Origin of the sequence: Caballeronia sp. INML3B (genome assembly GCF_023631305.1) — a bacterium.
GTDB lineage: Bacteria > Pseudomonadota > Gammaproteobacteria > Burkholderiales > Burkholderiaceae > Caballeronia > Caballeronia turbans.
In genome coordinates, this window is sequence record NZ_JALQDI010000040.1 from 449659 (window position 1) to 464054 (window position 14396).

Below are 14396 nucleotides of genomic sequence, written 5' to 3' on the forward strand. Positions count from 1 at the left end.
GCTTGCCGCTACCGTGTTTTACTTCTCTTTCGCTTTCCCGAATTCGTGGGCCCGGAGCCATTGGTGCGCCGGGCTCTTTTGTTTGGCCGCCAAGTAAAATGCTTCGATGGCACGCGTTCTCGAAGATATCGGCTTGGCTTCCGCACAACAGGGTTTTCTGCTGACTCGGCACTGGCGCGACACCGCGGCCGGGACGGAAGTCGATTTCTGGCTCGCCACCGATGACGGCCCGAGAAAAATCCGCATCGCGTTACAGACGAGCGTCGCGTTCATTCGCGCGGAGGATCGTGCGAAGGCCGAGCCGATCGTCGCCGGCGTGCGGGACGCCTATCTGCGTGAATTGCCGCTCAGGGATTTTCGCCAGAAGCCGGTACTCGGCCTCTACTGCCCGCACTATCGTCAGTTGCTTGCGCTCGAGAAGAACCTCAGAAGCGCCGGCGTCAATGTATTCGAAGCCGATATCCGCCCTCATGAACGCTACCTGATGGAGCGGTTCATCACGGCGCCGGTGTCGTTCGAAGGCGCCGAAGAGGTCGAAGGCGACGGCTACATTTCCAGCGAACTGAAGCCCGCGCCGGATTACCGGCCGTCGCTCAAAGTCGTGTCGCTCGATATCGAAACGAGCGCGAAAGGCGATCTCTATTCGATCGCGCTCGAAGGCTGCGGCGCGCGTCAGGTCTACATGCTCGGTCCGCCGAACGGCGTGTACGGGCCAACCGATTTCGTGCTCGATTATTGCGAAAGCCGCGCCGAGATGCTGCGCCGTTTCAACGCGTGGATCGCGGATCATGATCCGGACGCGATCATCGGCTGGAATGTGGTGCAGTTCGACCTGCGCATTCTCCAGCGACACGCCGACGACTACGGCGTGCCCCTCACGCTCGGCCGCGATGGCAGCCCGGTCGAATGGCGCGAGCATGGCATGAAGCGCAATCACTTCTTCGTGTCGATCGCAGGACGGCTCGTGATCGACGGCATCGAGGCGTTGCGCTCGGCGACGTGGAATTTTCCGTCGTTCAGCCTGGAATACGTCGCGCAGTCGCTGCTGGGCGAAGGCAAGGCGATCGACAGTCCGTACGCGCGCATGGACGAGATCGAGCGACGCTTCAAGGAAGACAAGCCCGCGCTCGCCCATTACAACCTGAGCGACTGCGAACTCGTCACGAAAGTTTTCGAGACGACCGAGCTGCTGCCGTTTCTGCTGGAGCGCGCGACCGTCACGGGCCTGCAGGCCGACCGCAGCGGCGGCTCCGTTGCGGCGTTCACGCATCTGTATATGCCGCGGATGCACCGGCTCGGCTATGTCGCGCCGAATCTCGGCGATGTGCCGGAGGAAGCGAGCCCCGGCGGCTTCGTGATGGATTCGCGCCCCGGCCTTTACGATTCCGTGCTGGTGCTCGACTACAAGAGCCTGTATCCGTCGATCATCCGCACGTTTCTGATCGATCCGGCCGGGCTCGCGCAAGGCACGGCCATGCCGGACGACGCCGACACGGTGCCGGGTTTTCGCGGCGCGCGCTTTTCCCGCGACACGCATTGCCTGCCCGCGATCGTCGCGCAAGTGTGGGAAGGGCGGGAAGCGGCGAAACGGCAGCGCAACAAGCCGCTGTCGCAGGCGCTCAAGATCATCATGAACTCGTTCTACGGCGTGCTCGGATCGAGCGGCTGCCGCTTCTTCGATCCGCGCCTCGCGTCGTCGATCACGATGCGCGGTCACGAAATCATGCATCGCACGCGCGAGCTGATCGAGGCGCGCGGATACAGCGTGATCTACGGCGATACGGATTCGACCTTCGTGTGGCTGCGGCGCGCGCGCGATGAGGACGACGCGGCGCGCATCGGCCGGGCGCTCGTCGCGCATGTGAACGAATACTGGCGCGAGCATCTGAACGACGCCTTCGGACTCGACAGCGCACTCGAACTGCAATTCGAAACGCATTTCAGGCGCTTCCTGATGCCGACGATCCGCGGCACGGAAGAGGGCAGCAAGAAGCGCTACGCGGGACTGACGATGCGCGCGGACGGCAGCGAGGAAATCATCTACAAAGGCCTCGAAACCGTGCGCACCGACTGGACGCCGCTCGCACAGCGCTTTCAGCGCGAGCTCTACATGCGCGTCTTCAAGGGCGAGGCGTATGAAGCGTATGTGCGCGATTACGTCGGGCGCACGCGGCGCGGCGAGCTGGACGAACTGCTCGTGTATCGCAAGCGACTGCGCCGCACGCTCGGCGACTATCAGCGCAACGTGCCGCCGCACGTGCGCGCCGCGCGCATCGCCGATGAACACAACGCGCGGGCCGGCCGTCCGCTGCAATATCAGAACGGCGGCTGGATCAGTTATGTGATGACGACGGCCGGTCCCGAGCCGGTCGAGGCGCGCCACGCGCCGATCGATTACGAGCACTATGTGAGCAAGCAGCTTCAGCCGGTCGCGGACGGCATCCTGCCGTTCTTGCGCGACGACTTCATCGCGCTGATGTCCGGCCAGAAAGAGCTGTTCTAGGTTAGAAGCGCACGCCGAAACCCGCCTCGATGATGTCCGCATCGCGGTCATAACGCGTGACCATCCGGTTCCACGTGACGCGCGCGAGCCAGCGATCCGTGAACCGGTAGCTCGCCGATACCGACACGAGGCCCGAGAAGCGGCCATCGCCGGTGCGGTTTTGCGGCAGGTCGTCGTTTTGGGTGATCGACAGATACGGTCCCGCGCCGACGCCGAGCGTGAGCCTGTCGTCGAAGAATGCGCGGGTCGCCCATAGCTGGGCCGCGACGCCATCGCGGCGCGACTGCGAGTGTCCGCCTTCGTGCAGATACGACGCGGTGAAATCGACGTAATGCCACAGTCCACGCCGGTACTCGATGCTTTCAGCCAGATTCGTTTCCGAGTCGGGGCTGTTCAGGATCGTCGTGCCGAGCATCACGGTGACTTCGTTGCTGGTGACGTTCGTCGTGCGCGGCACGGGACGCGCGCGCGAACCGCGTCCTTCGGGCGCGTCGAGCTGATAGCCGATGCCGAAGAGCAGCGCGGTCGTGTCGGGGCCGCCGAACGCCTGCACACGGTTCAGCTTCATCTCCGCGATCCAGCGGTTATCGAAGTAATACGCTGCGCGCAGCGTGAACATGCCGCCCCAGCCGTGCGTGTTCGAATAGTCTCCGCCGGCCTGCGCCTGGCTCGTATCGAAATAGCGATACGGCCCCGCACCCGCCGACAATTCCAGCCGGTCATTCCAGAGCGGCACGCGCCCCCAGATCTGGAAGGCTTGCCCGTCACGATGATGGTCGGGAATATGGCCTTCGTTCAGCCAGGAAAAACTCCAGGCCGCATAGCGCCCGAGCCCTTCACGATAGCTGGCTTCCCAGGAATAGGTGTTGTGGCCGTTGCTCCTGAGCGGGCCGGCGAGCAAGGAGAACTCCTGAGCGTGAGCCGTGCTGGTCGCGATGGCGAGTGCCGCGCACGCGATCAGCCAGCCGGCGGCGGTCTTGCAACTGCGTTCATTGCTGGCGGTTGTCATCGGCGAGGTCGGATTCGGGAGGGTCCGGCATCTTTCGTATAGGCCTGTTCGAGCAGGATACCGATTTAAGAGAGTTCGTGCAGAAATCGGAGTCGTTCTTATCCAGTCGAGCGTGACGGAAAACGTTTGCGCGTCTGCGGCGCCGTCGCCCCCGACCGACATTCGCTCGGCCTACGTTCGCAGCCACTCACACGCGGGGTTACGTCTTTCGTTCAGCTTGCGTAGATTGATTCCATCCCGGCAATGAATTCAGCAAGCGAGGTCAGCGGTGGACTCCACTCCAATCGAATATCGAGGCTGTGAGCTTTCGGTCATCATCCGGCACGTGTCCGGCGAATTCCTGGCGACGCTGCTGATAGAGCGGCCCGGCGGCGTGCGGCGCGCGATCGGGCCGCTTCGCGCGTTTCCGACGGCGCAGGCCGCCGCAAATTTCGCCATCGAGTGCGGCAAGGCGGAGCTCGACGGCCGTCCGACGGCGCGGGAGCCGCGCGTCGCGGTGCCGGGTTGAAAAAGCGTTGAGCGCGGGCGTCGCCCGCGTGCGGCTTGGCTGGGACCGCGCGCGCCGCTTTTGACACGGAGCACTTCGTTCATTCCATGCCGTCATGTCCAGGCGTCGAACTCTTTCGCTGTTGATACTCACGACGATGCTTCCGGCCTGCGCGACGCCGATGAAAGAAACGTGCGCGACGGGCGAGTTGCACGTCGCAAATGAGCTCATCTATTTCGGAACCGCAAAGCCGACGGACCTCGTCACGCCCGAACAATTCGACGACTTCCTGCGCACCGACGTCACGCCGCGCTTCCCGCAAGGCTTCACGACATGGCGCGCGAGCGGTCAATGGCGCGCGGCGGATGGCTCGATGGTGCACGAATCGACCTGGGTGTTGAGCCTCGCCCATCCGGACGACAAAGCGAGCAATGAGGCCATCGGCGAAATTCGCGAGCTCTATCGCGCACGCTTCGAGCAGGAATCGACGCTGCGCCTGCGACATATGGCGTGTGCCTCTTTTTAGAAATCGTTATCACGCGCCAGCCGGTTCGACCGTCCGATTGCGCGCCACGCGGCGCCTCGGAATTGCCTCAAAAACTCCTGAAATCGACCAGTTCTTAACGTCGATCCTCGCGGTTGACTCAATAATTTACAAGCACGCGAACCAGGCCGGATATCCTCGCACACTTCATGCTGGCAGACGGCCCGCATGCCTTTACCCCGATTTCCACCTTCGATTGTCAAACCCCATGGTGACCCTGGTCAGTTGTTTCTCCGATCGCAACGCCGCTGCATCGCGCGACAACCACGATGAATATTGCCGCCGCATGAACGTGAAACATCGCTTCGAGGCGATGTCGAGTTGCGTCGATTCGATCGAGCTGCGCACGCTCTACAAGTACCAGTTGGTGAGCGACATGTTGCGGGAGGCTGAGGAGGGGGAACTGGTCATCTTTGCCACGGAAAACGCGCTGTTCCTTCGCTTTCACGACTTCGACCAGATCATGGCCGGCCGCGACGTCCTGTTGACCCGAGGACATTTCGGCGTGAACACCGAAATGTTCGTGCTGAGAAACACGGAAGAGAACCGCCGCGTCGCGCGCGGACTCGCCGCGCAATGCCGCGGATACTTCGAATACGGCAAATTCGTCACCGAGGAAGTCTTGCTCGAAAACCTGCCGACCGTGCCCGACTGGGAGGATCTGAACGGCGTGGTTCCTGTCGCGTCGATGTGGTCGGGCCAGCACCCGGACCTGTGCGGCAGGGAAATCACCGCCGTCTCGCTCGTCTACACGCCGCGTCTTTACAGCAAGTACGGCCCGCTCTGGCGCGCCATGTTTGCACGGCATGTGAATGCGTGCCACGCGTCGGGCGAGTTGCGGGTTTTCGAAAGCGCGGCGCCGCTGTCGAGCGATATGCATGAGTCGCTTTCCGTGTATCAGCCGGGGCGCCCCATTGCGGTCGTGATGCTCTATACGCCGAACATCGCGAGCTATGCGCGCTTCGGCGAAGCGAGCATGCGCGCGTATTGCGAGCAGCATGGCTATACGCTGTACGTGCATCGCGACGTGCCGCCGGATTTCGGGCGTGACGCCTGCGGCAACTGGGCCAAGCCGTTCCTGCTGAAGAAGTATCTGCCGCAGCACGAATGGGTCTTCTGGATGGACGCGGATATCATCGCGATGAATCAGACCGTGAAGCTCGAGAAGTTCACTGAAGGGCGCGAGCGCGTGTTGACAGCGGACATCTGCGGCTGGCGATTCAACTCGGGCGTGATGGGCTTTCGCAACACGGAAGAAAACGCCCGCGCGCTCGATGCCGTGCTCGCGAAGGTGCATGAGATCGAAGACGTCAAGTACACGTTCTCGAGTCACGGCGACCAGTACATATTCATGGAGCAACTGATCGCGCACGGCCTGTGTCCCGAAATGGACTCGCCGGAACTCGTCAGCTTCAGGGATCTCAACACACCGTGGTACTACGCCGACCGGACCACGTTCCTGTGCCATTTCCACGGCCTGAGTGCCGAAATGCGGACCTTGTATATGTCGATGAACGCCGTGCCGGACGGCGGCTTCGAAGTCATCGAACGGGAATCGACGCGCGCGGCGCCTGCCGCGATTCCGCGCACGCTGCTCGCGATCCACACGCCAGCCTGATATTCGAGGCTTATGCGCCGGCCATTTTCCTCAGGAGACGCTCGCGCGGATCGACCGCCTCCTGTAGCACAGGCTCCTGCGCGAGATTCCACGCGAAGCCGCGCGCGGGGACCCGGCGCGTCGGCTTGATGTTCTCACGCCTGCGCACCAGCGTGCGCACGGCGCGAGCGAGTGCGAGATCGATCGCTCCGCGCCAGTCGCGCGCGATCGAGGTCGCCACGACCTTGTTTTCCCGATTCAGTTGCACTTCCACCTGACAGCGCTTGTCGACGCCGCCGCGCGGCCCGTTGATGTCGGACAAGCTGACGGTCGCCTTTGAAATCAGCCACGCGAGGCGCCGAAAGACGAATTCGCTGCGGGCCTTCGCGAGCGCGTGCATCGCAATGGCTTCGGGATCGCGGGACTTGAACAGGACTTTCATTGACGCCTCCTTGTTGAACGTGAGATCAGCGTAAGGCGTCGCCGTGTCACGAAAAAGCAGAACCAACGGGACGCAAGCTTCGAAAAAACCGAAGTCACGCCCCGGCGTGTGAAAGAACCTGCTGCGTCAACGGATGATGCCGCCCGCGCCGCGATACGATCGCATGCACTTCCTCTTTCACGTCCGGCGAGCGGCCGAGCCAGCGCAGGCCGCGCAGCAGCGGCGCATCGCCCGCGCCGAATTCCGCGAGTGGAAACACGCCCAGACCGCGTGCGCCGAACACGGCCATCAGCGCGCTATCCTCGAATTCGCCGACGATACGCGGCACGATGCCTTGCGTCTCCAGCCAGCGATCGAGCCGCGCGCGCAGCGACGAATGCCCGGTCGGCAGAAGAATGGGCAGCGAGGCGAGGCTCTCCGGGAAGTGATCGATCGCGCTCTTGCGCACGATGGAAGCCGGCCCGTACCAATCTACAGGCGAAGCGATGAGCCGCTCGCTCGTGAGGCGCAAATTGTGATTGTGCGGCGCCGGATGGCTCGCGAGCACCAGATCGAGCCGATGCAACGCGAGTTCGGCGAGCAGTTCGTCCGTTTCGCCTTCGTGACAGAGCAGGCGCAGCGCGGGATTGTCGAGTACCGGCGCAAGCAGCGCATGTGCGGCGAGCTTCGAAATGCCGTCCGACAGCCCGACGGCAAGACGTGCGAGCGTGCCGCTCGCCGCCTCCCGCACTTCGTCCTGGATCGACTGGCCGAGTTGGAAGATCTCCTCGGCGCGTGCGAACGCAACCTGTCCCGCCTCGGTCATGGTGACGCCGCGTCCGGCCGGTTTGAGCAATTGATGCCCGAGCGATTTTTCCAGTTCGCGCACCTGAGCGCTGATGGTCTGAACCGCCATATCGAGCCGCTCCGCCGCGCGCGCAAACCCGCCTTCCTTCACGACGACCCAGAAGTAATGCAAATGTCGATAGTTGAGCATGAGTCGCGCGTCCTCGCCGTTTCGGTTGATATTCGACACTTCGAAAAAGCCGAAGTATCGATTCGATTATCGCTGATTTTTTCGATCGTGCGATGAGTCGATCATGGGCGCGATACGTCTTCAATCCAACCTGTCCGCACTCATGGAATATCTTCTCTCGCTTGCCGCCGATCCCGCCGTGTGGGCCGCCCTCGTCACGCTGATCGTGATGGAAGTCGTGCTCGGCATCGACAATCTCGTCTTCATTTCCATTCTCAGCAACAAGCTGCCCGTCGCGCAACGAGCGCGCACGCAGCGCATCGGCATCATGCTCGCGCTCGTGATGCGGCTCGCGCTGCTCGGCACGGTCGCGTGGATTGCGCAGCTGACTGCGCCGGTGTTCTCCGTGTTCGAGCATGCGTTTTCGTGGCGTGACCTCATCCTGCTCGCGGGCGGCCTGTTCCTCGTCTGGAAAGCGACCAAGGAGATGCACCATCACGTCAGGAAGGATCACGACGAGACGCCCGGTGTCGCGTCGAGTCTCGGCAGCATGACAGCGTGGTCGGCAATCGGCCAGATCCTGCTGCTCGACCTCGTGTTTTCCGTGGACAGCATCATCACGGCGGTCGGGATGACCGATCACCTGCCGATCATGTTCATCGCCGTCATCTTCGCCGTCGCGACGATGCTCTTCGCCGCGCAACCGCTCTCGCGCTTCATCGAACGCAATCCGACGGTCGTGACGCTCGCGCTCTCGTTCCTGCTCGTGATCGCGATGACGCTGATAGCCGAGGGTTTCGGAACGCACGTGCCGAAGGGCTACATTTACGCGGCGATGGGATTTGCCGGATTCGTCGAAGGGTTGAATCTGTTTGCACGGCGCGTGAAGGGCAAGCGGGAGGCGAATGTGCAGACGGAAAACCGTGCGCATCTGGACGGTGCGTCCGGTTGACCTTCGATCGGCGCGCGCCGCGCTTATCCACAGTTTCCGTGCACAAACCTGTGCACAAACAGGGGAGCGGCGCGCTATCAGCCTGAAGCAACTGAAGAAATTCGCCACGCTTCCCGCTATGAAACGAACCTTCACGCGCCTTCGCCTCACTGTGCGCCGCCCCTCGGTTCGCCTCGTTGCAAGCGGGAATTCGGCTTGCTTCTCGCACGGCAAGTGACTACGTTATGCGATAGCGCACGCCCGATTCCTTTCGGTTCCCGAAATATCCACCGATGAAATCGCGCGTCGCGGACACCGCGATCAATCATCGACAGAAAACATAAGAAGAACCTGCGTGCGATGAATCAGGCCAATACCCGCGGCCTCGCTTCTGCGGAACGCAGGCGACAGGAGGGAAGCATGAGTCCGCATTGGGAGATCGGCACGGTGAGCGAGGGGTTCGAGCCCATCGCGCCGCAGGCGCTCGCATCCGTCGCGCGGATCGATCCATATATCGTGTGGGCTCACGCGACGCACTATCGCGACCTGGGCGGCATGCCGAGCGGCCGTGTGCCGATTGCCATCGAGATGAAGCAGGGCGGCGATACTGCGCAGCAGTTCGCGCAGACCATCGAGCGCAACGGCTGGCAGCACTGGATCTGGATGTCCGCGCTCTATCGCGATCCGCCCGCCACGCTCGAGGCCACGCGCTTCTGCACGGCTCACGTGACGCGCGAGTTCTACGCGCATCTGCACACCGACCTCGCGGGCAAGTTCGAACGCTTCACGGAAGCGCTGGTCATCACGTCGCACGTCGATGCACCGGTGGATCGAGCGCCGGCCGTGCATGCGCCCCTGCGCGAGGGGTTGGGTCACGCGATCGTCGGCGTATGCGATGAAGATATCGCGTTCACGCATGCGCGATTCTCGGAGGATGCAGCCGGCACGCGCACGCGCTTTCGATGTTTCTGGGATCAGAACGATGCGGCCGAACCGGCAGCCGGTCTAGGCTACGGGAGCGAATGGCTCAAACATCAGATGGACGCGATGTTGAACGATGCACGCCTTCATGCCGAAACAGCACAAACGGCGGGCGGCGCACACGTCATGCGTTTCGCGCATGACGGCCCGCCGGTCGCCGAGCGTGCGGGCTGCCATTCTTCGCGCGCCGAGCCTGGCGATGTCCATGTCGATGGCATTCGCGATGCGCCCTTGCCGATGATCGGCGTACAGCTCAAACGACGCTGCCGCACGATGCGCAACGCGTTCGGCCCCTGTCCCGATGCCGAAGTGCTCGACGCCGTCCGCTATGTCGTGCAGCGCGCACAGGACATTGGCGGCGCGAAGTGTCATGCGCTCGTCAGCCTGAACGCCGGCAATGTCGCGTGGCAGCAGGACGGCAGTTCGCTCATCGAAAGCGCGCTCGACGAGTTAATGGATACCGGCGCCTGCTCTGTCGTGCTTCCATCGGGCAATGTCGATCTGTCGCACTGCCGCGGGGCGCTGACGATCGAGGATCGCGCGGAGTCGGCGTTGCGCTGGCCCGTGCGTGCGCATTCCGCAGCGCCGAGCCTCGCCGAGATCTGGTGCTCGAGCGATGCCGGCGCGCCCGCTGTCGACGTGCAGATCGTGCCGCCCGACGGGATCGCGAGCGCCTGGCTCACGCTAGGCGATATCGGCATATACACGCGTGGCGGCGAAGCGATCTGCACCGTCGTGCATCTCGGCCGGGGTGCGCGCGGCGACGGGCACATGATCCTCGTCGCGCTCGCGCCGACCGCCGCGCGCAGCGGCATGCGCCGCGCGGCGGCGGGCGAATGGCTCATTCGCCTGAGGAACAACGCGCGCGCGAAGCTCACCGCTTATGCGTGGATGCAGTGCGACGAATCAGCCGGCGAGACGCCGCTCGTCGCGCCGTCGCATGCGCGCGATAGCGGCAAGTAGCGCGCTCAACCGCGTGAATGGAGCGCGATGATCTCCTGTAGATCGAGGTCGTGCTCCAGCGAATGCAGCAGCTCATCGTGAATCTCCCCGGAACGATGCATGCGCAGCAGCTCCGCGCGCCCGGCCGCGATGGCGGCGAGCACGACGTCGTAATGCGCGTGACGCGCGTCCGTCGGAAATTCCTCCATGTCCCGAAAACGCTGCGTGAGCCCCGCGCGATACGTGTATTGCTCGAGCAGACGCGGATGGATCACATTGCCGTCGGCGTCGTGCACGAGCGGCTGTATCGCGGCGAGTTGCGCCGACTCCATGCGCGCCCATGCCTGCGGTTCGGTGAGATGTCGCGACGAGCGCTCATGGCCGCGCGTCAACGAGAGCAGGGCGATGAGCGGGCCGATCGTCGCGCCTTGCAGAAGCACGGTGACGAGGATCACCGCGAAGCCGGCGAACAGGATGAGATCGCGGCCAGGCATCGTCTCGGGCAAGGAGAGCGCGACGGCGAGCGTCACCACGCCGCGCATGCCGGCCCAACTCACGACGGTAGCGGCGCGCCAGTCGGGAACGGCGACGCCGGCTTCGTCGGCGTCCGCGCGCTTGCGTCCGGTGACGGACCACGCGATCCATTTCACCGCCTCGACGCCGAACACCCATACGAAGCGCGACAGGATCACGACGGCGATCACCGCGGCCGTCGCAGGCCCGAGCAGCGAGAACGCATCGCCGACGCCGCCGAGCCGCACGGCGATGCCGCGCAGCGACAAGCCGATCAACACGAAGACGAGCGCCTCCAGCACGAACACGACGACTTGCCAGAACGCCGTGCCGCGCATGCGCTGCGCCGCCGTGAACACTTCGTGCTGATGCCAGCCGACGACCATGCCGCACGTGACCGTCGCGATGACGCTCGACACGCCGAGCTCTTCGCCCGCGATATAGCTGACCCATGACGTGAGCATCGACGTGGTGATGACGAGATAGTCGTCCTCGAGCGCGCGCATGATCCTGACGGCGATGAAGCCCGCGACGATCCCGACCACGACGCCGCCAACGGCCAGTCCCGCGAAGCTCGCGGCGGCGCGCGGCGCGCTGAACACGCCGCTCATCGCGGCGACGAGCGCGAAGCGGAACAGCACGAGGCCGGCCGCATCGTTGAGCAGGCTTTCGCCTTCGAGCAGCACCATCAGGCGACGCGGCAACGCGACGCGCTCGAGCACGGCCTTGGCGGCGACCGCATCGGGCGGCGAGACGACTGCGCCGAGCGCGAAGCACGCGGCCCACGGCAGCTCGGGCACGACGAGATGCACCGCGATGCCGACGACGAGCGTCGTGAAGGCCACCGCGCCGATCGCAAGCAGCAGGATCCCGCTCAGATTGCGCTTGAAGTCGTCCCACACGAAAAAGTACGCGCCGTACATGAGGAGCGGCGGCAGGAACACGACGAGGACGAGCTCCGGGTCGAGTTCGATGTGCGGCAAGCCCGGCACGAACGCCATCGCGACGCCGCCGACGAGCAGCGCGGCCGCAGGCGGCAGCCGCAAGCGCTTGGCGAGCACTTCGAGCGCGATGATCGCGATCAGCGAGACGAGCACCAGATTGAATGCCGTGGCGGCGTGCATGAATTTTTTCCTCGGGTTGCGTTGAGTTCTTATGCCGAAATGCGCGGCGCCCCACGCAGGCGCCACGCATGGCGCTGCTACGATCGACGCGGGGCCGGGCGGCGAGCCGCGGTCATCGTATCCGAAAGGGAGTGAAAATGAGACGAAAGTCGTCGGGCGTGGCGGTGGCGGCGGTGCTGGTAGGCGTTGCCGTGGCGGCCGTGCTGTATATCGCGAGCTTCGGCAGATCGCGTCATGCGGATGCGCCCGTGCCGACGCCCTCCGCGCTCGCCGCGCAAGACGGCGGGGCGAGCGCGGCGAACTTCGGGAATGCGCCGAAACCGCCCGAATCGACGCAGGGCGATCGAACCGCCGCGCGCTGACACGCGGCGTCCATTCTTTGTCACAGGCACCGAACCTGTCGCGCACGACAGGAATATGACTTGCTCGCCGCCTGACGATGCCAACAAAGCTCGTCGGGAGCACATCGCGATGGGACACCATCCCCAGAAGGTTCCACACGCCGCCGCGTTGCTCGTCGATGGGCGCGGCATGATCGGCAACATGAAGACGGCCGCGCTCGTGTCGCTGTGCGGCGCGATCGACTTCATGTGCTTTCCCCGCATCGACTCGCCCACGCTCTTCGCCGCGCTGCTCGATGAGGAGCGTGGCGGCGTTTTCTCGATCACGCCGCGCGCGCCGCATGCCAATGTCAAGCAGATGTATCTGCCCGAAACGAATGTGCTGCTCACGCGTTTCATGACCGACGAGGGCGTGTGCGAGCTGCTCGATCTGATGCCGGTCGCATCGAATGCCGCCCGCGCCGATGAGGTGCCGAACTGCGTGCTGCGCATCGTGCGGCTCGTGTTCGGGCGCATGACGCTCGACGTGCGCTGCGACCCGCGCTTCGACTACGCGCGCGCGAAGCACACGGCGCATGCCGTGGAGAAGGGCATCGAATTCATCTGCGCCGACGGCTCGCCGCCCTTGCGCCTCATCGCGAACGTGCCGCTCGCCGTCGAAGAGCAGGGCGCACGCGCCACGCTGGAATTCGAGGCGGGCGATTGCGCATGCTTCGCGCTCGGCGGGGCGGACGGGCTCGCCGACATCGAGGCGAACCACGATGCGATCCTCTCCGACACCATCGATTACTGGAAAGCATGGTCGTCGCGCTCGACGTATCGCGGGCGCTATCGCGAAGTCGTGCTGCGCTCGGCGCTGACCTTGAAGCTCTTGAGCTCGGAGGAATTCGGCGCGATCGTCGCCGCGCCGACCTTCGGCCTGCCCGAGGCGCAGGACGGCTCGCGCCGCTGGGATTACCGCTTCACCTGGATACGTGACGCCGCGTTCTCCGTGTATGCGCTCTTGCGCCTCGGCTATACCGGCGAGGCCGAGCGCTTCATGAAATGGATCGCCGAGCGCAGCCGCGATTGCAGCGCGCACGGCAAGTTGCGCGTGATGTACTCGGTCGACGGCAACGACGCGCTCGCGGAAAGCGCCTTGACGAGCCTCGTGGGCGAAGTGCCGGGAAAGATGGTCGTCGGCAACGAGGCGCGCGATCAGATCCAGCTCGATGTCTACGGCGCGCTGCTCGATTCGGTCTACCTCTACAACAAGTACGGCGCGGCCATTTCGTACGAGGGCTGGCGGCATGTGACGCGCACGGTCGATTACGTCGTCGAACATTGGCGCGAGGCGGATAACGGCATCTGGGAATTCCGCAACGGCACGCGCGCGCTCCTGCATTCGCGCCTGATGTGCTGGGTGACGCTGGATCGCGCACTGCGGCTCGCCGAGAAGCGCTCGCTGCCCGCGCCGCTCGCGATCTGGTTCCGCACGCGCGACGAGATTCATCGGGACATCCACGAACAGTTCTGGAACGAGGACATCGGGAGCTTCGTGCAGACGCCGGGCTCCGCCACGCTCGACGCCTCTGCGCTGATGATGCCGCTCGTGCGCTTCATCGGCCCGAAGGATCCGCGCTGGATCGGCACGCTCGATGCAATCGGTCGCGAGTTGCGCGTCGATCCGCTGATCTTCCGCTACACGCGCGGTTCGACACTCGACGGCTTGCCCGGCACGGAAGGCGGCTTCTCCGCGTGCTCGTTCTGGTATGCGGAGGCGCTCGCGCGCGCGGGACGCGTGGACGAAGGGCGGCTCGTCTTCGAGAAGATGCTGGCGTACGCGAACCATGTCGGGCTTTTCTCTGAGGAAGTGGCGACGAGCGGCGAGGCGCTCGGTAATTTCCCGCAGGCGTTGACGCATCTCGCGCTCATCAGCGCGGCATACCAGCTCGACAGGAATCTCGATCGGGTGCATGTGCCCTGGACCTGATCGGTCTGCGCGAGCCGTCGCGACGCTGTATCCTTTCAGCTCACTCTGAGCATGA

12 protein-coding genes are annotated in these 14396 nt (G+C 64.2%); 8 read left to right on the forward strand and 4 right to left on the reverse strand.

Annotation, left to right across the window (positions count from 1 at the left end; translation table 11 throughout):
• Positions 1-106: 106 nt before the first annotated feature.
• A complete protein-coding gene (locus NCS58_RS17870; protein WP_250477418.1) occupies positions 107-2503 on the forward strand; it encodes a DNA polymerase II in 2397 nt (798 codons plus the stop codon).
• Position 2504: 1 nt separating this feature from the next.
• On the opposite strand, the gene NCS58_RS17875 is transcribed toward NCS58_RS17870, so the two are convergent.
• Complete coding sequence (locus NCS58_RS17875; protein ID WP_250538842.1) at positions 2505-3512, reverse strand: hypothetical protein; 1008 nt, start codon at positions 3510-3512, stop codon at positions 2505-2507.
• Positions 3513-3780: 268 nt separating this feature from the next.
• Here NCS58_RS17875 and NCS58_RS17880 point away from each other — a divergent pair, with 268 nt between their 5' ends.
• The 3 genes from NCS58_RS17880 to NCS58_RS17890 all read left to right on the forward strand — a co-directional run bounded on the left by NCS58_RS17880 (position 3781) and on the right by NCS58_RS17890 (position 6161).
• Positions 3781-4020 carry a hypothetical protein gene (locus NCS58_RS17880; RefSeq protein ID WP_061115818.1) on the forward strand — a complete coding sequence of 80 codons (240 nt, stop codon included), beginning with the start codon at positions 3781-3783 and terminating at the stop codon, positions 4018-4020.
• Positions 4021-4180: 160 nt separating this feature from the next.
• Entirely contained in the window at positions 4181-4525 is a 345-nt protein-coding gene (locus tag NCS58_RS17885; protein ID WP_250477419.1) for a DUF3574 domain-containing protein, read from the forward strand.
• Positions 4526-4751: 226 nt separating this feature from the next.
• Positions 4752-6161, forward strand: a complete 1410-nt coding sequence (locus tag NCS58_RS17890) for a hypothetical protein (protein ID WP_086960628.1) — start codon at positions 4752-4754, stop codon at positions 6159-6161.
• Between the two features lie 10 nt (positions 6162-6171).
• Here NCS58_RS17890 and NCS58_RS17895 read toward each other — a convergent pair whose 3' ends face one another.
• Together NCS58_RS17895 and NCS58_RS17900 are read right to left on the reverse strand one after the other, a co-directional pair.
• Positions 6172-6582: an HPF/RaiA family ribosome-associated protein gene (locus NCS58_RS17895; protein WP_250477420.1), complete on the reverse strand. Its 411-nt coding sequence runs from the start codon at positions 6580-6582 to the stop codon at positions 6172-6174.
• Between the two features lie 94 nt (positions 6583-6676).
• Positions 6677-7558 carry a LysR family transcriptional regulator gene (locus NCS58_RS17900; protein WP_061116086.1) on the reverse strand — a complete coding sequence of 294 codons (882 nt, stop codon included), beginning with the start codon at positions 7556-7558 and terminating at the stop codon, positions 6677-6679.
• A gap of 142 nt (positions 7559-7700) precedes the next feature.
• Here NCS58_RS17900 and NCS58_RS17905 point away from each other — a divergent pair, with 142 nt between their 5' ends.
• A complete protein-coding gene (locus NCS58_RS17905; RefSeq protein WP_061116085.1) occupies positions 7701-8489 on the forward strand; it encodes a TerC family protein in 789 nt (262 codons plus the stop codon).
• A 399-nt stretch (positions 8490-8888) separates the two neighbouring features.
• The gene (locus NCS58_RS17910; RefSeq protein WP_250477421.1) at positions 8889-10412 is read left to right on the forward strand and encodes a hypothetical protein; all 1524 of its coding nucleotides are present in this window, start codon (positions 8889-8891) and stop codon (positions 10410-10412) included.
• 5 nt (positions 10413-10417) lie between these two features.
• On the opposite strand, the gene NCS58_RS17915 is transcribed toward NCS58_RS17910, so the two are convergent.
• Entirely contained in the window at positions 10418-12028 is a 1611-nt protein-coding gene (locus NCS58_RS17915; RefSeq protein ID WP_061115816.1) for a Na+/H+ antiporter, read from the reverse strand.
• Between the two features lie 137 nt (positions 12029-12165).
• On the opposite strand from NCS58_RS17915, the gene NCS58_RS17920 reads away from it, so the two are divergent.
• Together NCS58_RS17920 and NCS58_RS17925 are read left to right on the forward strand one after the other, a co-directional pair.
• A complete protein-coding gene (locus NCS58_RS17920; protein WP_061115815.1) occupies positions 12166-12390 on the forward strand; it encodes a hypothetical protein in 225 nt (74 codons plus the stop codon).
• Between the two features lie 109 nt (positions 12391-12499).
• Positions 12500-14341, forward strand: a complete 1842-nt coding sequence (locus NCS58_RS17925) for a glycoside hydrolase family 15 protein (protein ID WP_061115814.1) — start codon at positions 12500-12502, stop codon at positions 14339-14341.
• Positions 14342-14396 lie beyond the last annotated feature (55 nt).

Coding starts and splice junctions, on each gene's coding strand:
- NCS58_RS17915 (WP_061115816.1), bottom strand. CDS start 12,028: ATGCACGCCGCCACGGCATTCAATCTGGTGCTCGTCTCGCTGATCGCG.
- NCS58_RS17920 (WP_061115815.1), top strand. CDS start 12,166: ATGAGACGAAAGTCGTCGGGCGTGGCGGTGGCGGCGGTGCTGGTAGGC.
- NCS58_RS17875 (WP_250538842.1), bottom strand. CDS start 3,512: ATGACAACCGCCAGCAATGAACGCAGTTGCAAGACCGCCGCCGGCTGG.
- NCS58_RS17905 (WP_061116085.1), top strand. CDS start 7,701: ATGGAATATCTTCTCTCGCTTGCCGCCGATCCCGCCGTGTGGGCCGCC.
- NCS58_RS17900 (WP_061116086.1), bottom strand. CDS start 7,558: ATGCTCAACTATCGACATTTGCATTACTTCTGGGTCGTCGTGAAGGAA.
- NCS58_RS17870 (WP_250477418.1), top strand. CDS start 107: ATGGCACGCGTTCTCGAAGATATCGGCTTGGCTTCCGCACAACAGGGT.
- NCS58_RS17890 (WP_086960628.1), top strand. CDS start 4,752: ATGGTGACCCTGGTCAGTTGTTTCTCCGATCGCAACGCCGCTGCATCG.
- NCS58_RS17885 (WP_250477419.1), top strand. CDS start 4,181: ATGAAAGAAACGTGCGCGACGGGCGAGTTGCACGTCGCAAATGAGCTC.
- NCS58_RS17925 (WP_061115814.1), top strand. CDS start 12,500: ATGGGACACCATCCCCAGAAGGTTCCACACGCCGCCGCGTTGCTCGTC.
- NCS58_RS17895 (WP_250477420.1), bottom strand. CDS start 6,582: ATGAAAGTCCTGTTCAAGTCCCGCGATCCCGAAGCCATTGCGATGCAC.
- NCS58_RS17910 (WP_250477421.1), top strand. CDS start 8,889: ATGAGTCCGCATTGGGAGATCGGCACGGTGAGCGAGGGGTTCGAGCCC.